Origin of the sequence: Mycobacterium bulgaricum (genome assembly GCF_041287165.2) — a bacterium.
GTDB lineage: Bacteria > Actinomycetota > Actinomycetes > Mycobacteriales > Mycobacteriaceae > Mycobacterium > Mycobacterium bulgaricum.
In genome coordinates this window covers 622,663-646,167 of the sequence record NZ_JBGGKV020000001.1, presented here as the reverse complement: position 1 = coordinate 646,167, position 23,505 = coordinate 622,663, and the positions used below count along the sequence as shown (strand labels likewise).

The window sequence follows — 23,505 nt, the reverse complement described above, 5'->3', positions numbered from 1 at the left end:
CTCGGTGCGTATCCCTCCTTGCGCGGGCGTAAACCCTGCCGCTGGAGGTTATCCCGGCCCGGCCCGGGCGATCGCGCGGGCGTTCGCTGACCCGAGAAGCCGCAGGGGCACCGGCGCCTCGACCGTGACGACCAGGTCCAGCTCGTCGACGGAGCAGCCCACCGAAGCCGCCGCCATCCTCTGTGCCACCGCCGAGGCCTTTGCGCACGCCTCACCCGCACCGGCAGGCACCGCTGCCGCGCCGGCGAGCGCCGCAAGGTCGGCCGCCGCCTGGGCGCGGTGCCGGGCCACCACCGACGCCCCGATCTGCGCCCCGCCGACCGTGACGGCGAGCAAGACGGCACACATCGCGGCGGCGATCAGACTCGCCGAACCCCGCTCATCCTGCGCTCTCCTCGGCGGCCGACACACTCTCGGCACCGATTGCCACCATCGGCAACAGAGCCGATCGCGCCGTGACGCGCGCGAGGACGAAATCCCCATCGCGGCGGACGTCGATGACCGCGCCGGGCGGTGCGATGTTCTGCGCAGCCAGCGTCGCCCACGTGGCATCCCCTCGCGCGGCCAACCGTGCCGCCTCGCGCGCGGCATCGATACAGCGCACCTGCATGCTGATCGCGGTGAGTCCGGCGAGGCAGATCGCGAGGACGGCGACCAATGCCACCACGGCGAAAGCCGCTTCGGCGGTGGCGATGCCGGCGTCCCCACCTAGACGTTCGTGTTCAGTGCCCGGTTGATGATGTTGGTCAGGGCGGTCACGATCGAATCGCCCGTCACGACCGTGTACAGGATCGCCCCGAACGCGGCCGCCGCGATCGTGCCGATCGCGTATTCGACCGTCGACATGCCGTCGTCGGCGACCGCGAGGACGATCAACCGTGTCCGTAGGTCCTGAAGGCGTTTTCTGACCATTGCTTTCTCCTTTGCATTCCGTCACAGCACTCCTGTTTGCAGGACTTCACCGGCCAGCCCTGCGACCACGGGCACGATGCCCAGGCACAGGAATGCCGGCAGGTAACACAGCCCGAGCGGGCCGGCCATCAACACCGAGGCCCGCTCGGCTCTCGCACTCGCCGCGTCGGCCGCGTCGCCACGTAGTTGAGCGGCCAGGTCCTCGACGCCGTGGGCGAGGGCGGTACCGGATGCCGCCGACCGCCTCGCCATCCGCAGAAAGGCGTGCAGGTGACCGTCCGCCGCGCCGGCCGGATCCGCCCAGGCGCGCGCAGGTTCGGCGCCGAGGGCGAGAAGGTCGGCGGCTCGTCTCAGCAGTGCCGCCATCCGGGCCGGGGCCGAGGCTGCGACCGCGGCTGCTGCGGTCGACACCGCCATGCCGGATCGCAGGCACGCCGCGAGCACGTCCAGACTTGCGGCCACGGCGAGCGGGTCCTCGTCGGCCTCACGCGCGCGCTCGTCGAGAACCGGTTCCAATCCGCGCCGCACCCTGGTGAGCGACACCGGAGGCAGGGCCAGCACGGCTGCGGCGAGAAGCACGGCCGCCCACATCACGTCAGCACCCGCGAGGTGATGCGGTCCGACCACAACAGTCCGGAGCAGACGAATGTCGTGCCCACAACGAGGAGCCATCCGCCTGCCCCGCCGGACAGCAGGAAGGTGAGGGGTTCGGCGCCGATGGCATGGCCGAGCAGCACCCCGAGCAGCGGCAGGCCCGCCAGTATCGCGGCGGTGGCGCGCGCGCCGGCCATACCCGCCTCGACGCGGCCGCGGAACCGTTCTCGTTCGGCGATGTCCCGCTGTGCGGCCTGCATGAGGGTCGCGATTGCCAGGCCGTGTGTCTGCGCAAGGTGCCAGCAGACGGCGAGCCGATCCCAGTAACCGGGCGACGGCGACGATCGGCCCTCGGTGCGCAGCCCGGCCGCGACGTCGGCCCCCAGCATCGCCCGCGCCGCGACCGCGTCCAGCGACGCGGCGATGCGGCCGTCGGCTTCCTGGGCGGCGGCGCCGATCGCAGCCACCGGGTGAGCGCCGACACGCAACTCGCCGACCAGAACGTCGAGCACGCCCTGCAGCGACGCCCCCTCCCCGACGCGTCGTCTCCGCTGCGCGGCGAGGCGTCGCCGGACGAGCAGCGTGCCCAGCAGGAGGCCCGACGCCACCGCGGCCATGGGTGTCGAGACCAGCCACACGACCACGCACGCCACTGCCGCACCTGCGGACGCGGGCAGCGTCGCGCGCCGCGTGGCGACCGTCAACAGCGCCCGGGCGCGCCATCGCGAATCGGCCGGCGTGATGAGCACGGCCAGCGCCAAGGCCAAGGCCGCGCCGGTCACGTCCGCCTCCGCGTGCGGACCAAGTCGCGCAGCGGCTCCGCCCCGGGCCCGAAGCCCCGCTCGTAGTGCCAACAGGGGACGACTTCGACACGGCCGTCGTCTGCCCGCCGCAGTACGGCCACCTCGCTCAGTCGGCGGCGCCCCGAACCGTCTCTGGCCACGTGCAGTACCACCTGTTGCTGTTATCTGTAACAAAGGGGGCCTAGCTGAGCTATCCGACTGTTCAGGACGAGTGTTACATGTGTACCTGGTCTAATCGGGCGCCGGATTGTCCTGCACATGTGTAGGACGCGGGTTGGCGATTGCTGTCGCGGAGAACCAGAAGTGCTAGACCCTACGCTGGGGTGGCTTTGTCACTGCCGAGGACTCGACGCCTTGGGCGCCGCTACTCTGTGGCGCTATGACTGCGGCCGTACTTCGCCATCGCGCGTGCCCGGAAGCCCGCCGACTGGCACCGCGCGGCACGCGGCGAAATCTATTTCAGATCAGCAACAACCTGCGACAGCCACAATGACGCCCGTGGCTGTCAAGTGTCCGATTCGCCGATCAGCTCCGGGCGAGTTCGGCGCGGGCTCGGCGCTCGACGAACAGCGGAACGAAGTCCCGGATCCGGCTGTGTTCAAACTGGGCGTAGGCGCTCTGGACGATGGAGTTGATGCGCTCGGCTGGAATGTCTGCGTAGCTGTCGGCGAGCCGACGCTCGACTTCTTCAACCATGACGTGCTCATCGACCTCCGGCATGTCGATAGCATGCCTGGGCGGCCAGGTGCCGTCAACCGAGGAATTGACGTCCGTTCACCTCACATCGTGGCTATCGAACCCGTGAGGTTCGGGAAGTGTGAAGATCTGTTAGATGAGCAACGACGAGTCCGACCTGGCGCAGGCCTTCCGACTGTTGTCAGCGTTGCACGAGAACATCACTCATACGACGAGGGCGATCGAGAAGTTCGAGCGGCAACGCCGCTTGGGGTCGCCCGCAGGACCGCAAGAGCAACTACTACGCCGTGAACTCGCCGAAGCCCACGGGCACATCAACCGCATCTACGAACGGTTCCCCGAGACACGGCGGTAGCGCCTTGATGTGAAAGCTCACAGGTCGCGCCAGACCGACGTCATCAACACCGGTGAGCCAGGCGATGTCCCCTGGGGTTTAGGACTCCGGTCGAATAATCGTCATGCTCATGTTGGGTGGCGTCGCGCCGCGCGAGGGGGGTCGCCCGGCGCGACACCGGCCAGATGGCATATCCCGTTTCCGAGGCTAGTCCCGGCGTCCAGGACGCCGCGTTGATGAGGCGCTAACGACTAACCGGATCGGCGGTACCGGTCTTGCGCTGCGTGCGGCCCAGGGCCGGTTCGCTCGCGGGCGGCGGGCGTGTTTTGTGGCGACGCAGACGCGATGACCTTGGTGAGAAGGTGTCGCAGGCGTGGTTCGGCGCTCTGTCCGTGGTAGCAGTCCAGCCAGCTGGCGGTGGCGGCCATCAGTTCGTCGTCGAGAGGAATGTCGTTACATGCGATGGCGGTGATCAGGGCCTCGATCGCGGCGAACGTCTCGCCGATGCCCAGGGTGATGTAGATGCGGTCGGCGTCGATTCTGCTGAGATACGGGCGCGCGGTGGCGGCCAGCTCCCAGGCCAGGGCGGCATCATCGGGCGCCTTACGCACCGGCGGTTTGCGCGACGTGGACACCCGGCCCCCCTTTTCCGATGGTCTGGTCTTGTCCGGTGCCTACGGTAGCGGGTGGGCAGGCCTGCCGCACAGTGTTCGACCCGGCTACCGCGCCGACCAGGCACACCACATCCGGCAACGCCGATCTGTTTGCCTGCCATTCACTTTCCGTACCATTCACTGGGCCGCCAGCGGGATCGAGAACGGGCAGATCGGCCTCGGCGCACGGGTGATCGCATCTGCCGTGCCATCCAACGCGACACACGTGCACCAGCTCCCCGGGCGACGAGACCTCATGCGTCACTATCTTCACTGTGGCCACAGTGAAGGAACGCACCGTTCGACCCACACAGGCCGACTGCGGCCATTCGAGCCGCCGGGACGCGGAGCGGCATGCGCGCAACGCTCTTCATGGCCAGAAAGCAGCGCGACACGCATGATTTGTGCAGCTCACAACCATTTATACATGTATACTTGCAGGATGCTAAGCAACGCAGAATTGCTGACCCGACACACGGCGCGCCTCCGAAAGGGTGTAGGAAAAACCGTGCAGTATTTCCGCCATGGTGGTTCCGGTGGAACTGGCGAGACAGCTGGTGGCCTTGCATCGTCTCGCGTTGGCGAGGCTGCTCGGCGAGATCGGTGTGGCATTCGACGCCTCGCTGGCGCGGTGGTTCGGCGTGTTTCCCGACCCGATGCAGATTCAGGGCGGGACGTTGTGCCAGGACGTGCGCAGTCATGTGCTGGCGATGAACGGCATCGACGCGCAGAGCGCGAAGGCCCCGACCCCGCCAGCGGCGCCAGAGGGCGCCTCGTGCGGGCCGGGGTCGACGTTGCGGATGTCGACGGGCCCGAGTTCGTCGGTGCGTATCGGGGATGCGGGGATGGCGTGGGCGCGGGTGCGTCACATCAGCCCGCAGCGGGCCGCCGATATCGGTGCGCTACCCCCGCAGTCGATGCCGAAGTCCAAGCCGGGCAAGCAGATGGCGCTCGACGCCGGCGAGCCCGAGGATCAGCGGGTGTTCGGGCCGGCGGGGATCGGCGACGATTACGAGCTGGTTGTGTACTGGTGGGAGACCCCGGGCCGGTTGTCGGTGGGTGGTGGCATCTTGGCGGTGGTCGCCGATCTGGATACCAGCGAGGAGCGGATTTTGGGGTTCGAGCCGTTGCCGCTGGCGATTCGGCCGAAGACCGTTGCCGAGCGGCAGATCGTGGCCGAGGACGACGAGGACGTGCGCGAGGACTTCGAGCAGTTCTTGCCCAGGAATGCTTCCGAGACCGGGGACGCCGAGGCGTAGACGATGAGCTGGTACCGGCCGGGCGCGTGTGGGGACGAGGTGGTCGGTGATGGCGTCGGTAGAGGTGTTCGGCACACGGGTCCGCCAGGCCCGGGTGTTGCGACGACTGTCAGGCACCGCGGTGATGGAGCATCTGGGGTGGCGCTCTCCGCGCCAGACGCGGTTGGAGCAGTCCGAGACCGCGGTACTGGAGTCCACCGATTTCGATCGGCTGACAGCGTTGTTGCGTTTCCCGCCAGCATTTTTCACGACCGCACCGGCATCGCGGGTGACGGCGCGGGATCTGTTGTTCCGGGCGCCCAAGTCCACCACGGTCACCGAGAAGGAGTACCTGGCGGTGTTCGCCAACGTCGTCGGTGATCTGCTCGGGCAGCTCAATGCGGTGGCCAAGCTGCCCCCGGTGCTGCTGGAGCCGTTGCCGGCGGGCACCGATGTGGTGACCGCGGCCGCCCAGGCCCGGCGCTGGCTGGGGGTGGCGCCCGGGGTGCCGATCAAGTCGCTGACCTACGAGCTGGAAGCTGCCGGGGTGCCGGTGGTGATGCGGATGAAGCACTCACGTTCCACCGGAGTGGTGGACTGGGACACCGATGAGGACGGGCCGGCCGGGTTGTTGACCGAGAAGCATCTGGGGTGCTCGGCGCGGACCGGGGAGTATCGAGAACGTCCGTTGGTGTTGTTGCGGGCGTTGGATTCTTGGGAGCGCACCCGCTGGACAGTCGCCCACGAGATCGGGCACTTGTTGTTGCACCGCTATGGCGATGTCAGCGATGACCAGGAGCGCGAAGCCTCCCGGTTCGCCTCGGAGTTGTTGGCCCCGACCGAAGTGCTCGCCAAAGAGGTGCCGCCGGTTCCCACGCTCAGCGATCTGGTCGACGCGAAGGTGAAGTGGCGGATTTCGTTGGGGGCGTTGATCATTCACCTTCGCGAGTCGAAGCTGATCGATGAGGTCCGCGCCGATACGTTGCAGCGCCAGCTCTACACGCGGATCAACTCCGAGACCGGGCACACCTGGGGCAAGACCGAACCGGGCTGGAATGCCCGCACACCGGAGCGGCCCCGGCTGCTGCGCCGGTGGATGGAGGAATGCTACGGCTCGGTCAGCGTGGAGGCCTTGGCCGCCCACGACCTGATCTACCCCACAGACTTGTTGGCCGACATCCTCGCCGGCCAGCGCGGCGCCCCCGCGAAAGTTGCCGCGGCCCCGGACACCGTCTCGACGGTGCTCGACGAGGAGGCGATCCTGGACCGCGGGGACACGGTGGTGGCGCTGCGCCGGCCTCGCCGGCAGGCCTAACAGGGAATTGCGGGGGCGGATCGGGGATGGCACGGACACAACGGATCGCGCTGACCGGCGCCCCGGACACCTACACCGTGCTGGGCCCCGATCACCTGCCGATCGAGGCAGCCGAGCAATACCTGCAGTTCCTGCGCGATGACGGGGCCTCACCGAACACGGTGAAGGCGTATGCGGCCGGCCTGGCGGCGTGGTGGACGGTGCTAGAACACACCGGCACCGACTGGCAGGACATCAGTACGAGCCTGTTCGGGCAGTTTCTGGCCTACCTGCGCACCGGGGACCTGCCGGGCACCGCCCGGATCGGCGCACCAGAGGTTTGGCTGGGCACTGCGAGCACCCAGCTGCGGGCCGCGGCGGTGCTGGCGTTCTACCGCTACCACGCGGACGCCCATGGGCTGGCCGGCCCGTATCAGCGGCTGTTCACCAGCCGCGGCAAGCGATCGCGGTCACGGTATATCCCGATGCTGGCCGGCGTGGGCCGCCCACCACGGTCCAAGGACCGGCCCATCTACACGGTGCGCAGCGGCAACAAGTCCGCCACTCCGGTGCTACTACCCGCCCAAGTGGCCGCGATTCTCGACGGCTGCGCCACCCAGGCCGGACAGGACTGGTCGGGGCCGCCCTCAGGGCTGCGGGACCGGCTGTTGTTCGCGGTGCTCGCCGAGACCGGGATGCGACTGGGTGAAGCGTTGTCGTTGCGGCACCACGATTTTCATATCGGCGCCGGCGGGACACCGTTCATCGACGTGGCCGCCCGACAAGACCATCCGCGCGGGGCCCGCGGCAAGACGCTACTGGCACGGCGCATCTACATCGGTGATGATCTGGAGGCGCTGTATTCGGCCTACGTGTGGCATCTGGTCGACCAGGGCGCCGATCTGGACGTGCCCGACCTGGACACTCACTTCGTGTTCGTCAATCTCACCCACGGGCAGCGTTTCCGTCCCATGCGTGCCGAAACGGTCTACGCCAAAATCGATTCGGTGACTAACCGCGCCGGCGGGGTGCTGCCCGATCGGTGGTCACCGCACTGGCTGCGCCACACCCACGCCACCGCGCTGCTGCTCTCCGGGGCCCCGCCGCATGTGGTGATGCGCCGCCTGGGCCACGCCGATATCCAGACCACGCTCTCGACCTACGGATGGGTCACCGAGGACGCCGAGATGCGCACCCTGGCGCAATGGCGCAGCTACGTCGCTGGCTGGAAAGGGCTGCACCATGACCACACCGACTGACCCGCCCGCACCCACCCTGGCCCCCGCACCCGCTGCGGGATCATGGGCGACCCAGTGGGCCCAAGTCCCTGAAGCGTGGCGCCGGCCGATCTATGCGATCTACAGCGCCCCGTGTGATCAGGTGTTTCTGCGCAACCAGTTCTACCTGCAAGCACACCGCGCCGGAGCCACACACGATTTCACCCCCGACGCCCCCGCCCGATTCGGCGACGAGATCGCCTGGTGGGTCTGGACCTGCTGGGACCAGCAGCTACGCAAGATCGAACCATCCCTGCTGGCCTGGCTGACCCGCACCCTGCCGGCCGCGATCGCCGAACACCGCACCCGCACCGGAAAGACCCCCGCCAGCATCGCCGACCTGGACCCCAATGCCGTGCTCCGCCAAGCGGTCCTGACCTTTCAGCGCCGCAACATGCGACTCCCCTCGGCGGGATCGCGGCGCAACATCCGCCACCTCATCGAACACCTGCACCTGTGGGTATCGGTGCGCTGCACCGACACCCCGTGGTGGGAACACGACATCTGGGATCTGCGCACCGACCCTCGGATCCCACGCCGCGACCACGAACCCCGCCACGACACCGCCGTGCGGCTGCGCGATATCGAACCGGCCTGGCTGCGCGAAGGGCTGCGGTTCTGGCTGCGCAGCGCGTTGACCTACGACCTGCTGGTCTGGTCCTCGGCCGCCGACCGGGCCCGCAACCTGGGCTCGCAGCTGGGCCGGTTCGCCCACGACTACGGCCACCACAGTGATCCGCTGATCAGCACCGATCCCGACCAGCTGCGCACCGTGTTCCTCGACTATCTCGAGTATCTGCGCTCCCCGGCCGCAGCCACCCAGTCCGACCGCCTTACCGCCGACACCGTGGCCACCCTGCAAGCCCAAACCCAGGCGTTCTACACGTTCATGCACGACAACGCCGCCGACGCGGCGACCGCGACGGCCAACCCGCGCTGGCGCGACATCACGCTGACCCACACCGTGCTGTGGTCACCGCTACACGCGCCCAAACAGCGCCGCCGCGAACGCGAACTCACCTGGTATGCCACCGCAGACCTACAGCGCATGCTCACCTACCTCGACGTCCTGGCCGCCCCCGCCGGGCACAAGGTGGTGCTGACCAAAGCCGACGGCACGATCACCGTCGCCGCCGGCCTCGGTGACCCCCAGGCCGCCCGGATCTGGCTGCTGCAGGCCCTGACCGGACGCCGAGCCTCGGAGATCTTGATGCTCGACCATGATCCGCTGCAGGCCATCCCGGGCCAGGAACGCCCCACCGACGCCGATCCCGACACGTTCGTGGCCCGGCTGCGCTACCAGCAGACCAAAGTCGACGACGTCATTCCCACCATCCTCGTCGAGCAGGCCATCGTTGACATCATCACCGAGCAGCAGAGCTGGCTGAAGGCGACATACCCCGACCTGGCGCCCCGATACCTGTTCCTCGGCGTGAAGAATCAGCACCGCGGCCAGCAACCCCGCTCCTACAACACCTACCGCACATCGCTGGCCAAGCTCGACGACTGCCACGATCTCACCGACAGCGCCGGCCGACCACTGCGCTTCACCCAAACCCACCGGTTGCGCCACACCCGGGCCACCGAACTGCTCAACGATGGCGTCCCGTTCCACGTCGTGCAGCGCTACCTCGGACACAAGAGCCCCGAGATGACCGCCCGCTACGCGGCCACCCTGGCGGCCACCGCCGAGTCAGAGTTCCTCAAACACAAGAAAATCGGGGCCCACGGCACCGATATCTCCATCAGCCCCAGCGACATTTATGAGATGACGCAGCTCGGCGCCCGCACCGACCGGATCCTGCCCAACGGGGTCTGCCTGCTGCCGCCGCTCAAACAGTGCGACAAGGGCAATGCCTGTCTGGGCTGCGGTCACTTCGCCACCGACGCCACCCACCTCGATGAGCTACGCCAGCAACACGCCGCCACCGAAGCGCTGCTGGCCGCCCGCCGCGACCAGTATCGCCGACGAAGTGGACGCGAACTCGGCGAGGACAACATCTGGGTGATCGAACGCCGCCGCGAGCTGCGCTCGCTCGAAGCGATCATCGAACGCCTGTCGGCCACCGCAGACCAAGAGGCGGTATCCGGCGCCGGCACAGGGATAGGAAAACGGCTGCCGCTGCTGCAAATCCAGACCCGCGGCGCCCACCAGTCCGCCCTCGATAAAGCTCAGCGACCCCGCACCCCGGATCAATGACTGCTGCCCGCTCCACCGCCGGCCTCAGGAAAGCCAGCGCCAAAAGCCGCAACGACGCCCGACGAAAGATCAAGAAGGCGCTGCGCGAAATGCAGGTCGCCGGAATGGACATCAACCCCAATGCAGTCGCCCGCCACGCAGGGGTCGCCCGCAAAACGATCTACAACCACCGTGACCTCTACGACCAAATCCGCGCCGCCTCCGCCACACCACGACCAAAGATCGCCGCCAGCGAATCCGAGGCGCCCACCCGCGGATCCTCGGTGGATGCAGCTCTGCGTCAACAACTGAGGACCCAGAAGCGCCAATACGACAACGACATCGCCGCTCTCAAAGCCGAAATCAAAGAACTCAACCAGCAGCTCGCGGCCGCCCACGGCGAGATCCACCGCCTACGCGGCACTGGCAACGCCAACAACAGCTGATCGAGCCACACCATCCACTCGCACAGCGGCCCGCCACAGCGCCCCCACGCCGGTTGCACCGTTACAGATAACACTGTGTTCCTCGTTGATTCCGCACCCTCAAACCAAGGGCGGTCACTGTCTTACACACAGCGATTCCCGTTACAGATAAGATCGCGGCGGCGAGCTGACTGTGCAACGCGGCCCGGTCCAGTCCGCCGAGCGCGGCCAACGCCTCGAAACGTGCGGGCACCTCGGCGGGGCTGTTCGCGTGGACGGTGCCCGAACCGCCGTCGTGGCCGGTGTTCAGCGCGGTCAACAGGTCCACGACCTCGGCGCCGCGGACCTCGCCGACGACGATGCGGTCGGGCCGCATCCGCAGGGCCTGCTTGACCAGATCGCGGACGGTCACCTCGCCGGCACCTTCGACGTTCGCATTACGGGCGACGAGCTTGACCAGATGTGGGTGGCCGGGCGCGAGTTCGGCGGCGTCCTCGACACACACGATGCGCTCCTGGTCCGGCACCGCGCCCAGCAGCGCCGCGAGCAAGGTGGTCTTACCTGCCCCCGTCCCGCCGGACACGACGAACGCCAGCCGCGCCGCGATCACATCGCACAGCAGCGCCGCGGCATCGCCGCCGATGGCGCCTGCGGCGATCAACGCGTCGAGATTCTGGTTCGCGGGTCGCAAGACCCGCAGCGACAGGCACGTCCCGCCTGCGGCGATGGGAGGCAGTACCGCGTGCAGACGCACGGTCAAAGCCCCGGCCGGATCACCGGCGCACACCCCGGAGAGATGGCCGTCGACCCAGGGCTGGGCCTCGTCGAGGCGCCTGCCGGCGCTCAACGCCAGGCGTTGCGCCAGCCGGCGGACTGCCGCCTCATCAGCGAAGCGCACGGACGTCCGTCGCAAACCCATACCGTCGTCGACCCAGACGGAGTCCGGGGCGGTCACCAGCACGTCGGTGGTGCCTGGCGCCGACAGCAGCGGCTCGAGAACGCCCGCCCCGACCAGCTCCGTCTGCAGCTCACGCATACTGATCAGCACTTCGGCGTCGCCCAGCACACCACCGGACTCGGCTCTGATGGCCGCGGCGACGACGCTCGGGCGCAGCGGGACAGCCTGTGCGGCCAGGCGCTCGCGGACACGCTCGATCAACGGCGCACTCACGCCGCCGACTCCGTGACGTTCTCCAGGTGCGGGTTCTGGTTAAGTACCGAGAGCACCTCACGTCCCGCCCTGCCGAGGGGTGAACGAGGCCGAACCCGCAAACCGCCGCGTTCCAGGACCGTCTCGATACCGGGCTGTGGACGCATGGCCGCAAGCACCGGCAGACCGACGATCCGCGCGACGTCGACGGGCCGCAGGCCGCCCGGCGCCGGGCCGCGGACGACCACGCCGGTGTTCGGATTGGCCGCCGTGACCCACTGCGCGGTGGCCGCGGCGGCGGCGCACGACCGCACATCCGCCGGAGTGACCAACACCACGAGATCGGCGGACGCCAGCGCGACCTCGCTGGCGGCCGTCGGCCGCCGGGCCACATCGCAGACCACGCTGACGCCGCCGCGACTGCCCGCGTCGATGACCGCGCCCAGTGGGGCGGCGTCTATGTCGTTGCTGAATCTGTCACCAGACAACACGCGACTCCCCGACAGAACCGTCACTCCGTGGCGCTTCGGCAGTGCGTCGCGAAGGGCCGGATAGCTCAGGCGCCCACCTGCCAGCGAAAGGTCGGGCCACCGGAGCCCGGGTTGGGTCTCGCTGCCGAGTACGAGGTCCAACCCGCCTCCCCACGGATCCCCGTCAATGAGAAGAGATTCCGTGGCCGCCTGCGCGATCGCCGTCGCGAAAACCGATGCCCCGCCACCTCCGCGGCCCGCGACGACAGCCACAACAGGTCCGCGGGCGCCCACTCCGATGCGATCCTCCGCGGCATCGGCAAGCACCGCCAACAGCTCGCCATCGTCCGTGGGCAATGTCACGATCTGTTGCGCGCCGACGGCGACAGCCGCCTCCCAATCCGCGGGCGAAGGCGACTCTGCGCTGATCAGGAGGACGCGAGTGCGTCGGGGTAGGCCGCGGGCGGCGCATCGACGCGCGGCCGCGCCATCCACCAGCACCACCGCGGCGCTGGTCCAGACCCGTCTGCTCGACGGATCGCTACCTCGCACCGTCCGCAGGCCGGCGGCAGCGACCACCCTGTCGATGTCGGTGTTGAGGGCCTCATCGGCGACGAGGACCAGGATCCCGTCCATGGCGTTCATGAGACCGAGCCTGCGGCGGAAAAGGGCGCCCCGAAAGAGTCACAGCAAGGATCTGTGGATCAACTCGGATGTGTGGACAGATGTCGAACCTGCCGGTGAAAACACCGTTCCGCAACTGACTAAGGCCGAATGATCTATCCGCTTGACGAAAACACCCCACAAAAGGGACGACCCCCGCCAGGGGGGGAGGAGGCGGAGGTCGTCGTGTATCAGCCCCGGGGGGTCGGGCTGATGCACACCCGGCATAAGCCGAGTAATGCCCACTATACACACGCCCGACTGGGCCAGCGCAAGTATCGAAATAGCAACAACTTGGTGTGGCGCACGAAAGATTACAGATGCAGACACGTGTCGTGAACTGCCAATTTGTACGATCCGGCGCAATCTGTCACGCGGCTCACCTCTATGCTGACCGTGTGAGCTCACCCGAGCCGGCGAAGGAGAGTAGCCAGGCGCGCGACGCGTTCCCCTCCTCGGACCGCCCCATTCGCACCGCGGCGTTCTTCGATCTCGACAAAACGGTCATCGCGAAATCCAGCACTTTGGCTTTCAGCAAACCGTTCTTCAGCCAGGGGCTAATGAACCGGCGCGCCGTGCTGAAGTCGACCTATGCGCAATTCCTGTTCCTCATGTCGGGCGCCGACCACGACCAGATGGACCGGATGCGGTCCTACCTGACGAACATGTGCGCAGGGTGGGACGTCGAGCAGGTCAAGTCGGTGGTCGGCGAGACATTGCACGACATCGTCGACCCCCTTGTGTTCGCTGAGGCCGCCGAGCTCATCGCCGACCACAAGCTGTGCGGCCGCGATGTGGTTGTGGTGTCGGCCTCCGGCGAGGAGATCGTGGCGCCGATCGCCCGGGCCCTGGGCGCTACGCACGCGATGGCGACGCGCATGGTCGTCGAAGATGGCAAGTACACCGGAGACATTGCCTTCTACTGCTTCGGGGAGGGCAAGGTCGAAGCGATCCGCGCACTTGCCGACCGTGAGGGTTACGCCCTTGAGCATTGCTATGCCTACTCGGATTCGATCACCGACCTTCCGATGCTCGAATTGGTCGGTCATCCGACTGTCGTCAACCCCGACCGGACGCTGCGGAAAGAAGCCGTGGCCCGCAACTGGCCGATTCGGGCCTTCTCCAAGCCGGTGTCGCTGCGCGACCGGGTGCCCACGCCATCGGGTGCTGCCGTCGCGACCACCGCCGCCGTGGGTCTGAGCGCTCTGGCAGCCGGGGCGCTGACGTACTCACTGCTGCGCCGGTTCGCGTTCTGACACGAGCTACGTGCCGGTAGCTGGATCGCGGACGTAACGATCGGAAATCGCGACCCAATTGACCCTTGATGTGACCGGGGTCACGGAGTACAAAGGAAGCACGGAAGCCGGGCGAGGCCAAGGTCGAGCCGGAAGAGAAGGCTCGATCTCCCGACCTCGGCTCCCGAGCACGGGGCCAGCGAACCCACGCGGAGCACATACCGCGGAATAGGTAAAAGCGTTGCGGGCCTGCGTAATTGCGAAGATCGGACGACCTCGACGGCCCTTTGGGTGGGGCTGCGGTCGAAGCGGAGCGCAAGGACGCCGAGGCCACCCACGCAACCCGATACGCACGCTTGGTAACCGGAGTCCCGTGCTAGCGGGCGGTGAGCCGATGTGGTCGCGAGACCATTCGGAGCACCGCCCGCTTCATGTTGCCAGGGCGCGTGAAACAGAAGGCCGCCGATAGCTCAGGACTGCGGGGCCTGGGCAATCGACAGGGCTTCCCGAGCGCCTGCGTGCAGCGCCTCACTGCTCAGCAGAAGCCACGCCGTAAGGCCGTCCGGGGTGCCGGAGGCGAAACCTCGTGCCGCCGCCCGATAGTCATTCGAGCGCTTCATCCAGTGCACCTCGGGCACGCCGAGTCCGTGCGGGTCCAGTCCGCTGGCGATCGTGATGAGCCGCGACACCGCGCGGGCGACGACACCATCGGCACTTCCGAAGGGTTCCAGCGTCAGCAGCTCGCCGTGCGCCACCGCGGCCAGAACGGTGGCGGGCACCTTCGTCCCGCCGGTCGCGATGTCGGCCAGCAGCTCCAGCCGGCGGCCGGCGCCGTCCCTGGGCCGCCCGAGTTCGTCGTCGGAGACGAGGTCCGCCGCGGCCAGCGAGTGCAGCCGCGCGATCGCCTGCAACGGCGCGCGACGCCACACCCCGATCAGGGCTCCCTCGCCGCCTTCGAGCGCCTCGGCGACGCGCAGCGCCCCCGCGAGCACCGGGTCGCGCTCCCCTCCGTCGGGTGAGAACTGCAGCGGCCCTCCGTCCAGAACCGACGACGCCCGCGCAGCGCGCAACGAGGCTTCGGCCGCGGTCTTGGGCCAGCCGCGCAGATTGGTGCGGTGCCGGTGGGCCCTGCCGAGCGCCTCGCGGGCTTCCTCGCCCGCGTCGGCGACGCCGGGCAGCTCGGTCAGCGGGGCCAGCGGGTCGGTCACGCCCCAGAAGATACCGTTGGACCGACGAGCCTCGACGTTCGTCGCGCCGCAGATGCCGCCCGCAGCCTCGGATGTGAGTTGCCAACGTCAATGCAACGTTGGGTGACTACCCTCACACTCATGACCGAGACGCACGTGGACGCACCCTCGTCCTATCCTCCGGCCCCCGAATTCACCGAGCACGCCAACGCCACGGCCGACCTCTACGCCGAGGCCGAGGCCGACCGGCTTGAGTTCTGGGCCAAGCAGGCCGACCGGCTCAGCTGGGACACGCCGTTCGACGACGTCCTCGACTGGTCGGAGGCCCCCGTCGCCAAGTGGTTCGTCGGCGGCAAGCTCAACGTCGCCTACAACTGCGTCGATCGCCACGTGGAGGCCGGCAACGGTGACCGGGTCGCGATCCACTGGGAGGGCGAGCCCGTCGACCACTCGCGCAGCATCACCTATGCCGAGCTCAAAGACGAGGTCTCTCAAGCTGCCAACGCGCTGACCGAACTCGGCCTCAAGTCGGGTGACCGCGTCGCGATCTACATGCCGATGGTGCCCGAGGCGATCATCGCGATGCTGGCGTGCGCGCGTCTCGGGGCCATGCACAGTGTCGTGTTCGCCGGCTTCTCCGCCTCCGCGCTGAAGGCCCGCATCGACGATGCCCAGGCCAAGCTCGTCGTCACCACCGACGGTCAATACCGCCGCGGAAAGGCGGTCTCCCTCAAGGAGGGCGTCGACGAAGCCATCGAAGGGCTCGGCGACCAGAGCCCCGTCGAGCACGTTCTCGTGGTGCGCCGCACCGGGATCGACACGCCGTGGACCGAGGGTCGCGATCTGTGGTGGGACGAGGTGGTCCCGAAGGCCTCCACGGACCACACACCTGAGGCCTTCGACTCGGAGCATCCGCTGTTCCTGCTGTACACGTCGGGAACCACGGGCAAGCCCAAGGGCATCATGCACACCTCGGGCGGTTACCTGACCCAGGCGTCCTACACCCATTTCAACGTCTTCGACGTCAAGCCCGAGACCGACGTGTATTGGTGCACAGCCGATATCGGCTGGGTCACCGGACACAGCTACATCGTGTACGGGCCGCTGTCCAACGGAGTCACGCAGGTCGTCTACGAGGGCACCCCAGCGTCGCCGGACGAGCACCGGCACTACCAGGTGATCGAAAAGTACGGCGTCACAATCTATTACACGGCCCCGACGCTGGTTCGGACATTCATGAAGTGGGGTCGGCAGATCCCTGCCGAGCACGACCTGTCGAGCCTGCGACTGCTGGGCTCCGTGGGTGAGCCGATCAACCCCGAGGCGTGGCGCTGGTACCGGATGGCGTTCGGCGGGGACAAGACGCCGATCGTGGACACGTGGTGGCAGACCGAAACCGGTGCCATCATGATCTCGCCGCTGCCCGGCGTGACCGACTGCAAGCCCGGTTCGGCCATGCGGGCGCTGCCGGGAATCTCGGCCAAGATCGTCGACGACGACGGCAACGAACTCAAGCCCGGCACCGATCACGGGGAACAGGCCAGCGGCTACCTGGTTCTCGACAAGCCGTGGCCGGCGATGCTGCGCGGCATCTGGGGCGACGAGGAGCGCTACAAGGAGACGTACTGGTCGCGCTTCGCCGAACAGGGCTGGTACTTCGCCGGCGACGGCGCCCGGTACGGCAAGGATGGCGAGATCTGGGTGCTCGGGCGCATCGACGACGTCATGAACATCTCGGGGCACCGCATCTCGACGGCCGAGGTGGAGTCGGCGCTGGTGGGCCACTCAGGCGTCGCCGAAGCGGCGGTGGTCGGCGCCACCGACGAGCACACCGGTCAGGCCATCTGCGCGTTCGTGATCCTCAAGTCCAGTGCCCACGGCGGAGAGGAGTCGATGGTCGACGAGCTTCGCGCCGAGGTCGCCCGCGAGATCTCCCCGATCGCCAAGCCGCGGGAGATCCACGTCGTGCCCGAGCTTCCGAAGACGCGCAGCGGCAAGATCATGCGACGCCTGCTGCGTGACGTGGCCGAGGGCCGCGAGCTCGGCGACACCTCGACACTGGTGGACCCGAGCGTCTTCGAGGCCATCCGCGCGAGCAAGTGACGGTCAGGATCCTCTAGGAACCGACTGGCCGGAACCCGCTTCCCGGCCTCCCCTTGGCGGTGATGTCGGCCAACTGCGTGTTGATCGACATCGTCACCGCGGGCGTGTGCAGCGGGATGAATTTGACGACGCACGTCGGCAGTTCCTCGGAGAAGGCCCCGTGGATCATGCCGACGAGCCGGTTGTTGACGGTGACGGGCGCCCCAGAGTCACCGGGGCCGCCGCAGACCTGGTTGACGATCGTGCCGGGTTCCTGTCCGGGGCCCCATGTGACACCGCACGAATATCCGGTAGTCCGGCCGAGTTTGCAGGCAACGTCGCCGAACGTGGGGTCGGGGCCGAGGCCGTCGATGCGGAATCCGTTCACCTCGTTGACGGGGGTGACCTTGGCGGGATCGAACTTGATGACCGCGTAGTCGAGGATGTCGTTGCCGGCCACCATCTCTCCGACAAGGCCGGCGTTCTCGACGCCCTCGGCGGCCACGACGGCACCGGGCCCGCCGCAGTGCGCGGAGGTGAACCCGATCAGGTTGCCTTTGTTGTCGCTGCCGATCGCCGTCAGTGTGCACAGCGTCTCGCCGTTGACGACCAGGCCGGAACCGCCGCCCAGCGGGACGGGCGCTTGCGCGTGCGCGGGTCCGGCGGCGAACGTGGTGGCGGCGCCCAGACAGGCGGCGACGCTCACGAGCACGGCACGAACCGTCAGCCAGAGGCTGTGGGTTCTCAAGAAGTCACTCCCCTATCGGAAATGGATGTGTGCCCGACCTGCCCAGCAAGGAACCCCGGCAGTCTATCGTCGGCCGGAATCGTTTAGGGCGACGCCACATGGCAACATGAACGCGACCGAGGAACCACAGGCGGGAAGGAAGCTTGTCGTGAGCGACCGCAGGAACGGCGTGCCCAACACCGTGACGTCGATACCGCTGGTGGACCCCCACGCGCCGAAGCCCGATCCGTCGATCGGCGATTTGGTGAAGGACGCCACCGCGCAGGTGTCGACGCTGGTGCGCGCCGAGGTGGAGCTGGCCAAGGCCGAGATCACCCGCGATGTGAAGAAGGGCCTCACCGGCAGCATCTTCTTCATCGCCGCGCTGGTCGTGCTGTTCTACTCGACGTTCTTCTTCTTTTTCTTCCTCGCCGAGCTGCTCGACAACTGGCTGTGGCGATGGGCGGCGTTCCTGATCGTCTTCGGGATCATGGTCGTGGTGACGGCGGTGCTGGCGCTGTTCGGATACCTGAAGGTGCGGCGGATCCGCGGTCCGCAGAAGACGATCGAGTCGGTGAAAGAACTACCCGACGCACTCACGCCGGGTTCTGACAAGAAGGCCGACAGACTTCCGGCCACGACGGACGGTCAGCAGGCGCCGCAAAAAGACCCGTCAGGCTGGTAATGGTTCGACCCGATCCGTCGGTAGTGCGCATCGGCGGACCGTGGCGGCATCTGGATGTGCACGCCAACGGGATTCGATTCCACGTGGTTGAAGCCGACCGTGTTGAAGCCGACCGTGTCGAAGCCGACGAGGCCGTCGACCCGTCGAAGCCGCTGACCGATCGGCCGCTGGTGATTTTGCTGCACGGGTTCGGGTCGTTCTGGTGGTCGTGGCGCCACCAACTCAAGGGTCTCTCGGGTGCCCGTGTGGTGGCCGTCGACCTTCGGGGCTACGGCGGCAGCGACAAGCCGCCGCGCGGCTACGACGGCTGGACCCTGGCCGGTGACACCGCGGGCCTGATACGGGCACTGGGGCACAACACCGCCACGCTGGTCGGCCACGCCGACGGCGGCCTGGTCTGCTGGGCCACGGCGGTGCTGCATCCGAGGGTGGTACGGGCCATCGCCGTCGTGAGCTCCCCGCATCCGAGCGCGTTGCGGGCATCGACGTTGCGCCGCCGGGATCAGGGCAGGGCCCTGCTGCCGTGGATGTTGCGCTATCAGATGCCGCTGTGGCCCGAACGTGCGCTGACCCGCCACGACGGCGCGGAGCTGGAGCGCCTGGTACGCAGCCGCGCGAGCGCCAAGTGGCAGGCGAGCGAGGACTTCGCGGAGACCATCGGGCACCTGCGCAGGGCCGTCCAGATCCCGTCGGCGGCACACTGCGCGCTGGAGTATCAGCGGTGGGCGGTCCGCAGCCAGCTACGCGGTGAGGGCAGGCGGTTCATGCGATCGATGAGAAGCCCGGTGACGGTTCCGCTCCTGCATCTGCGCGGCGACGCCGACCCCTACGTACTGGCCGATCCCGTGTACCGGACACAACGCTATGCGCCGCACGGCCGCTATGTATCGATCGAGGGCGCCGGGCATTTCGGCCACGAGGAAGCGCCGGAGGCGGTCAACGAGCAGCTGTCGCGGTTCCTTGCCCAGGTGTACGCCTGATCAGCCGGCGCTGATGCAGGTGCCGGTGGCGACCCGCGCGACGTTGCCGACCTTGGCCATCTGCGCGGCCACCTCCTGGGAGGTCAGCACGAACCCGGTGTCGACGTCGTCGACGGCCGCGCCGAACACCACGCCGAGCACCTTGCCCTGCCGGTTGATCATCGGACCACCCGAATTACCTTGCCGCACAGTGCCTCTGATCGTGTATACCTCGCGGGTCACGGTCGTGCTGCGGTAGATGTCGGGACCGTTGAGCTCGATGACCTCGCGGACCCGCGCCGGGGTCGCGGTGAAGTCGCCGCCACCGGGATAACCCATGACGATGCCGTCGGTGCCGGTCGGAGCGAGTTCTTCGACGAACTGCAGAGGCGCCGACGGCAGGTTGGGGACGTCGAGGATCGAGATGTCGGCGTCGGGGTCGTAAGACACGACGCCCGCGTCATAGGTCTGTCCGTCGACCTCCACGGTCACGCTGTCGGATCCGGCGACCACGTGCGCGTTCGACATGACGCGGTTGGGGGCGACGACGAATCCGGTGCCCTCCAGCACCTTCTGGCAGCTCTGAGCCACGCCTCGCACCTTGACCACGCTCGGTCCGGTGGTGCCGACCACAGCGGAGGTGGCCAGCGTCGCATCGGGTGCGTCGACGGCGGCGACGGGCGTCGGACCGAACGGTTTGAGCACGTCGTGCAGCCCCGCGGTCTCCCACAGCGACGACATCCGGTTGGGCACCGACCGCAGCCAGCTGGGTGCGACCGAGTCGACTTCGGCGATCACCCGGGAACCTTGGACGGCGGCAGCGAGATTGGGCTGCGGTGAGGACACCAGTGCGGTGCCCAGCAGCCACGCGGCCGTCAGCACGAGGACCAGTTGCAAGGCCACCCCGACGACCGAGTCGGCCACGCGCAGTCCCGGGTTGCGGATCGCACCACGTACGGCCCTGCCGAGGACCACCCCCGCGATCTCGCCGATGACGACGAGCACGAGGATCAAGAAGAGCGTCACGAACAGCTTCGTGCGTGGTCCGTCGAGGTGGCTAACGACGTGCGGGGCGAGCAGGATTCCGGCGGCCGCACCGAGCACCACCCCGACGAGGGCGAGCAGCGATCCTGGCGCCCCGGACCGCCAGCCCGAAATGGCGGCGAGGAGCGCGATGGCGAGGATGGCTATGTCGAGCCACTGTGACGAGTTCATCGTTGCGCATCACCGTAGCTGCCCTCGGCGTCGAGTAACGCCATTGCATCGCTCAGTTCGTACAGTTTGTCGTTATCCCACGGCACCGACCAGCCCGCGACGTCGAGCATCGCCGCGATCACCTGGCCGGTGAAACCCCACACCAGCATCTCGTTGAGCAGGAACGCCGGGCCGGCGGTGCGCCGCGTGTTCTCGCTGCGGTACACCATGATCCGGTTTTCCGGGTTGACGAACGCGCGTACCGGAACGCGGGCGACGTGCGCCGTCTCGTGCTCGTCGACGACGAACACCGGGCCCGGATCGGGCGAATATGCGAGGACGGGCACCACGTGGAAGCCCGACGGTGGGATGAACATTTTCTCCAACGTGGCCAGCGGCCGCAGCCTGCTCGCCTCGATGCCCGTCTCTTCGGTGGCCTCCCGCAGCGCCGTGTGCACAGGGCTCTTGTCTCCGGGATCGGCTGCGCCGCCGGGGAACGCGGCCTGCCCGGCGTGGTGCCGCAGCGTCGACGCGCGGACGGTGACCAGCAGATCGGCGTCGTCGGGCAGCGTCCCGCGTTCGCCGTCGCCAGGCCCGGAGAACAACACGAGTACGGCGGCGTCGCGCCGCGCGCCCGTCACCGCGGCGGTGGTGTTGGCGGCGGTCAGCGCCGCGAGCACCTCGGCGGGGACGCGGCGGCGGTAGGCAGCTTTGACGGCTCCGGGCTGATCGACCAGCGGTGCGAGCCAGGGCGGGGCCGCCGCCGCGGACAGCTCACCCTCTCGGCAATCCCAGCTCACGCCACTCCAATCTTCGCGTCGACCGCCGCGGCGATCTCGTCGGCAGTCGCGAACGACCGGGGCAGGATCTCGGCAACGCTACCGTCGGCGCGCAACACCACCGTCGCAGGCATCACGTTGGGGACCTGCAGCGCAGCGGCGATGGTGCGGCGACCGTCCTGAACGGTCGGCAGGTGCACGCCCAGCTCGGCCATCCTGAGCAACGCGGCCGTCTCGTTCTCATCCTGATGCACCGTCAGCACCAGCACCTCGGGCCCGACGCGTCGCTGGTACTCCGCCATCGCGGGAAGCTCGTCGGCGCACGGTCCGCACCAGTAGGCCCACAGGTTGAGCACGGCGGGGCGGCCGGCGAGCGCCCTGGCGACGTCGACGCGCGAACCGTCACCCACGCATTCGAGCACGATGCCGCGCAACGGCTCCGGACCCGGCCCGGCGCCGGGGCCCGGGCACGGCTGCAGCTGCGCGTCGGCGCGGGGGCCGGCGAGGGCCTCTGCGGTGTCGGCGTCGCGGCGGTCACGCGCGGAGACGGTGTCCTGCTGCCGTGACGGCGTGGACGCATCGTCTCCGAGTTCGGAGTACAGCGCGACACCGAGCGCGATGAGGATCACCAACGCCACGATGCTCCAGCGGGCCGACGCGCTCACGGCGTCTAAAGCCCGGCCAGCGCCAGCAGATGCTCGGTCTCGGGTCCTTTGACCAGCGGCGCGGCGATCAACGGGTCAGTGGGCCCCGCACCGAAGGACGGGCAGTCCTTGGCGAGTACGCAGACACCGCAGGCAGGCTTGCGGGCGTGGCACACCCGCCGCCCGTGAAAGATGACGCGGTGGCTGAGCAGCGTCCACTCACTGCGCTCGATGAGGTCGCCGACGATGTGCTCGACCTTGACGGGATCTTCCTCGGCTGTCCACCGCCAGCGCCGGACGAGCCTTCCGAAGTGGGTGTCGACGGTGATGCCGGGAATGTCGAAGGCATTGCCGAGGATCACGTTGGCCGTCTTGCGGCCGATGCCCGGAAGGGTGACGAGCTCGTCGAGCGTGCGCGGCACCTCGCCGTCGAAACGTTCTTCGAGCGCCTGACCGAGACCGATGAGGGAATTCGTCTTGTTCCGGTAGAACCCGGTGGGGCGGATCAGTTCCTCGAGTTCGGTGCGGTCGGCGGTCGCGTAGTCGCGTGCGGTGCGGTACTTCGCGAACAATGCGGGCGTCGTCATGTTCACCCGCACATCGGTGCACTGGGCCGAAAGGATGGTCGCGACGGCGAGTTCCAGCGGGGTGGTGAAGTCGAGCTCGCAGTACACATGCGGAAACGCTTGTGCGAGAGTGCGGTTCATTCGGCGGGCGCGCCGGACCAGACCCAGAGGGGTCTCTTTGTCCCACTTGGCTGATGACGCCCGGCGGGCGGGCTTGGCGCCGGCGCGGCCCGCTGCCGACGACTCACTGACGGTCACCAGGCCAGCGTACTGACGAGCTCCGACACTCCCGGCCGAGGATCGGTTCTTAACGTGGACTTTTCGTGATCCCACCGAGACCTTGGCCGTGTTTACTTCCTCCTTGTGTCGTGGTTGCTCGTGGCTCTGATTCCGGGGTTGTTGATGTTGGCGACCCTCGGGCTCGAGCGCGTTGAATCGGGTCTGCGGCGTGACACGCTCCCGCCGGCCGACGTCGACCGATTTCTCGGACACGCCGAGGCCGCAGACGTCGACACGCGCGCTCGGCCCGCGCTGGACCGGGCGCAGCACAGCATCCGTCACCGGGTCGACGGTCATGGCACATCGGCCCGCGACTTCATCCAGCCGCTCTCGGCAGCGGGTTTGCCAACCCACGAGTATCTCCAGCACCTCGCGAATACTCAGTTTCGGCAGACCCGGCATGCCAATCGTGTGTAGCGTGGGCTGGTCACGCTAGGGGTTTCATCGTCGGCAACGTCGGCGACGGCGTACCTCTAGACT

Annotated in this window: 26 protein-coding genes; 11 read left to right on the top strand and 15 right to left on the bottom strand. The window is 68.0% G+C overall.

Annotated features, from left to right (window positions below; translation table 11 throughout):
* Positions 1-48: 48 nt before the first annotated feature.
* From ACAG24_RS03205 to ACAG24_RS03180, 6 genes are all read right to left on the bottom strand, one after another.
* Complete coding sequence (locus ACAG24_RS03205; RefSeq protein ID WP_370471229.1) at positions 49-420, bottom strand: Rv3654c family TadE-like protein; 372 nt, start codon at positions 418-420, stop codon at positions 49-51.
* Entirely contained in the window at positions 380-667 is a 288-nt protein-coding gene (locus ACAG24_RS03200; RefSeq protein WP_370471228.1) for a TadE family type IV pilus minor pilin, read from the bottom strand. The genes ACAG24_RS03205 and ACAG24_RS03200 overlap by 41 nt, the downstream gene beginning before the upstream one ends.
* 41 nt (positions 668-708) lie before the next feature.
* Positions 709-912, bottom strand: coding sequence for a DUF4244 domain-containing protein (locus tag ACAG24_RS03195; RefSeq protein ID WP_370471227.1), 204 nt, complete (start codon positions 910-912; stop codon positions 709-711).
* A 21-nt stretch (positions 913-933) separates the two neighbouring features.
* Positions 934-1,506, bottom strand: a complete 573-nt coding sequence (locus tag ACAG24_RS03190; RefSeq protein WP_370471226.1) for a type II secretion system F family protein — start codon at positions 1,504-1,506, stop codon at positions 934-936.
* Positions 1,503-2,288, bottom strand: a complete 786-nt coding sequence (locus ACAG24_RS03185) for a type II secretion system F family protein (RefSeq protein ID WP_370471225.1) — start codon at positions 2,286-2,288, stop codon at positions 1,503-1,505. The genes ACAG24_RS03190 and ACAG24_RS03185 overlap by 4 nt, the downstream gene beginning before the upstream one ends.
* A 546-nt stretch (positions 2,289-2,834) precedes the next feature.
* Positions 2,835-3,029 (bottom strand): three-helix bundle dimerization domain-containing protein, encoded by a 195-nt coding sequence (locus ACAG24_RS03180; RefSeq protein ID WP_016343884.1) that lies wholly within the window; start codon positions 3,027-3,029, stop codon positions 2,835-2,837.
* Positions 3,030-3,141: 112 nt separating this feature from the next.
* Between ACAG24_RS03180 and ACAG24_RS03175 the strand changes: the two genes are divergently transcribed.
* Positions 3,142-3,360 (top strand): hypothetical protein, encoded by a 219-nt coding sequence (locus ACAG24_RS03175; protein ID WP_024452057.1) that lies wholly within the window; start codon positions 3,142-3,144, stop codon positions 3,358-3,360.
* Between the two features lie 230 nt (positions 3,361-3,590).
* Here ACAG24_RS03175 and ACAG24_RS03170 read toward each other — a convergent pair whose 3' ends face one another.
* On the bottom strand, positions 3,591-3,974 hold the full coding sequence (locus ACAG24_RS03170) for a hypothetical protein (protein ID WP_079636241.1): 384 nt from the start codon (positions 3,972-3,974) through the stop codon (positions 3,591-3,593).
* Between the two features lie 542 nt (positions 3,975-4,516).
* On the opposite strand from ACAG24_RS03170, the gene ACAG24_RS03165 reads away from it, so the two are divergent.
* From ACAG24_RS03165 to ACAG24_RS03145, 5 genes are read left to right on the top strand one after another with little or no spacing between them, the layout of a single operon-like run.
* Positions 4,517-5,251 carry a hypothetical protein gene (locus ACAG24_RS03165; protein WP_016343889.1) on the top strand — a complete coding sequence of 245 codons (735 nt, stop codon included), beginning with the start codon at positions 4,517-4,519 and terminating at the stop codon, positions 5,249-5,251.
* A gap of 49 nt (positions 5,252-5,300) precedes the next feature.
* Entirely contained in the window at positions 5,301-6,545 is a 1,245-nt protein-coding gene (locus tag ACAG24_RS03160; RefSeq protein WP_062656018.1) for an ImmA/IrrE family metallo-endopeptidase, read from the top strand.
* A 26-nt stretch (positions 6,546-6,571) separates the two neighbouring features.
* The gene (locus ACAG24_RS03155) at positions 6,572-7,783 is read left to right on the top strand and encodes a tyrosine-type recombinase/integrase (RefSeq protein ID WP_370471224.1); all 1,212 of its coding nucleotides are present in this window, start codon (positions 6,572-6,574) and stop codon (positions 7,781-7,783) included.
* Positions 7,767-10,001, top strand: coding sequence for a tyrosine-type recombinase/integrase (locus ACAG24_RS03150; RefSeq protein ID WP_062656019.1), 2,235 nt, complete (start codon positions 7,767-7,769; stop codon positions 9,999-10,001). The genes ACAG24_RS03155 and ACAG24_RS03150 overlap by 17 nt, the downstream gene beginning before the upstream one ends.
* The gene (locus tag ACAG24_RS03145; protein ID WP_016343893.1) at positions 9,998-10,426 is read left to right on the top strand and encodes a hypothetical protein; all 429 of its coding nucleotides are present in this window, start codon (positions 9,998-10,000) and stop codon (positions 10,424-10,426) included. The genes ACAG24_RS03150 and ACAG24_RS03145 overlap by 4 nt, the downstream gene beginning before the upstream one ends.
* A gap of 61 nt (positions 10,427-10,487) precedes the next feature.
* On the opposite strand, the gene ACAG24_RS03140 is transcribed toward ACAG24_RS03145, so the two are convergent.
* Positions 10,488-11,576, bottom strand: a complete 1,089-nt coding sequence (locus ACAG24_RS03140) for a TadA family conjugal transfer-associated ATPase (RefSeq protein WP_370471223.1) — start codon at positions 11,574-11,576, stop codon at positions 10,488-10,490.
* Positions 11,573-12,670 (bottom strand): septum site-determining protein Ssd, encoded by a 1,098-nt coding sequence (gene ssd / locus ACAG24_RS03135; protein ID WP_370471222.1) that lies wholly within the window; start codon positions 12,668-12,670, stop codon positions 11,573-11,575. Before ssd ends, ACAG24_RS03140 begins: the two co-directional genes overlap by 4 nt.
* 416 nt (positions 12,671-13,086) lie before the next feature.
* On the opposite strand from ssd, the gene ACAG24_RS03130 reads away from it, so the two are divergent.
* Entirely contained in the window at positions 13,087-13,944 is an 858-nt protein-coding gene (locus ACAG24_RS03130) for an HAD-IB family hydrolase (protein WP_445206158.1), read from the top strand.
* Positions 13,945-14,393: 449 nt separating this feature from the next.
* On the opposite strand, the gene ACAG24_RS03125 is transcribed toward ACAG24_RS03130, so the two are convergent.
* Complete coding sequence (locus ACAG24_RS03125; protein ID WP_370471221.1) at positions 14,394-15,131, bottom strand: Fic family protein; 738 nt, start codon at positions 15,129-15,131, stop codon at positions 14,394-14,396.
* A gap of 120 nt (positions 15,132-15,251) precedes the next feature.
* Between ACAG24_RS03125 and acs the strand changes: the two genes are divergently transcribed.
* Positions 15,252-17,213, top strand: a complete 1,962-nt coding sequence (gene acs, locus ACAG24_RS03120; RefSeq protein ID WP_370471220.1) for an acetate--CoA ligase — start codon at positions 15,252-15,254, stop codon at positions 17,211-17,213.
* 13 nt (positions 17,214-17,226) lie between these two features.
* On the opposite strand, the gene ACAG24_RS03115 is transcribed toward acs, so the two are convergent.
* Positions 17,227-17,940, bottom strand: coding sequence for a chymotrypsin family serine protease (locus ACAG24_RS03115; protein ID WP_445206157.1), 714 nt, complete (start codon positions 17,938-17,940; stop codon positions 17,227-17,229).
* Between the two features lie 106 nt (positions 17,941-18,046).
* Between ACAG24_RS03115 and ACAG24_RS03110 the strand changes: the two genes are divergently transcribed.
* Together ACAG24_RS03110 and ACAG24_RS03105 are read left to right on the top strand one after the other, a co-directional pair.
* Positions 18,047-18,604, top strand: a complete 558-nt coding sequence (locus tag ACAG24_RS03110; protein WP_370471219.1) for a phage holin family protein — start codon at positions 18,047-18,049, stop codon at positions 18,602-18,604.
* Entirely contained in the window at positions 18,604-19,584 is a 981-nt protein-coding gene (locus ACAG24_RS03105) for an alpha/beta fold hydrolase (RefSeq protein WP_370471218.1), read from the top strand. The genes ACAG24_RS03110 and ACAG24_RS03105 overlap by 1 nt, the downstream gene beginning before the upstream one ends.
* Here ACAG24_RS03105 and marP read toward each other — a convergent pair whose 3' ends face one another.
* The 4 genes from marP to nth are packed head-to-tail and all read right to left on the bottom strand — an operon-like array spanning position 19,585 to position 23,004.
* Entirely contained in the window at positions 19,585-20,778 is a 1,194-nt protein-coding gene (marP, locus tag ACAG24_RS03100) for an acid resistance serine protease MarP (RefSeq protein ID WP_370471217.1), read from the bottom strand.
* Complete coding sequence (locus tag ACAG24_RS03095; protein WP_370471216.1) at positions 20,775-21,557, bottom strand: NUDIX hydrolase; 783 nt, start codon at positions 21,555-21,557, stop codon at positions 20,775-20,777. Before ACAG24_RS03095 ends, marP begins: the two co-directional genes overlap by 4 nt.
* The gene (locus ACAG24_RS03090) at positions 21,554-22,201 is read right to left on the bottom strand and encodes a TlpA disulfide reductase family protein (protein WP_370471215.1); all 648 of its coding nucleotides are present in this window, start codon (positions 22,199-22,201) and stop codon (positions 21,554-21,556) included. The genes ACAG24_RS03095 and ACAG24_RS03090 overlap by 4 nt, the downstream gene beginning before the upstream one ends.
* A 5-nt stretch (positions 22,202-22,206) precedes the next feature.
* Entirely contained in the window at positions 22,207-23,004 is a 798-nt protein-coding gene (gene nth / locus ACAG24_RS03085) for an endonuclease III (RefSeq protein WP_445206156.1), read from the bottom strand.
* Between the two features lie 105 nt (positions 23,005-23,109).
* Here nth and ACAG24_RS03080 point away from each other — a divergent pair, with 105 nt between their 5' ends.
* Positions 23,110-23,442 carry a hypothetical protein gene (locus tag ACAG24_RS03080; RefSeq protein ID WP_370471214.1) on the top strand — a complete coding sequence of 111 codons (333 nt, stop codon included), beginning with the start codon at positions 23,110-23,112 and terminating at the stop codon, positions 23,440-23,442.
* The last annotated feature ends 63 nt before the right edge of the window (positions 23,443-23,505 follow it).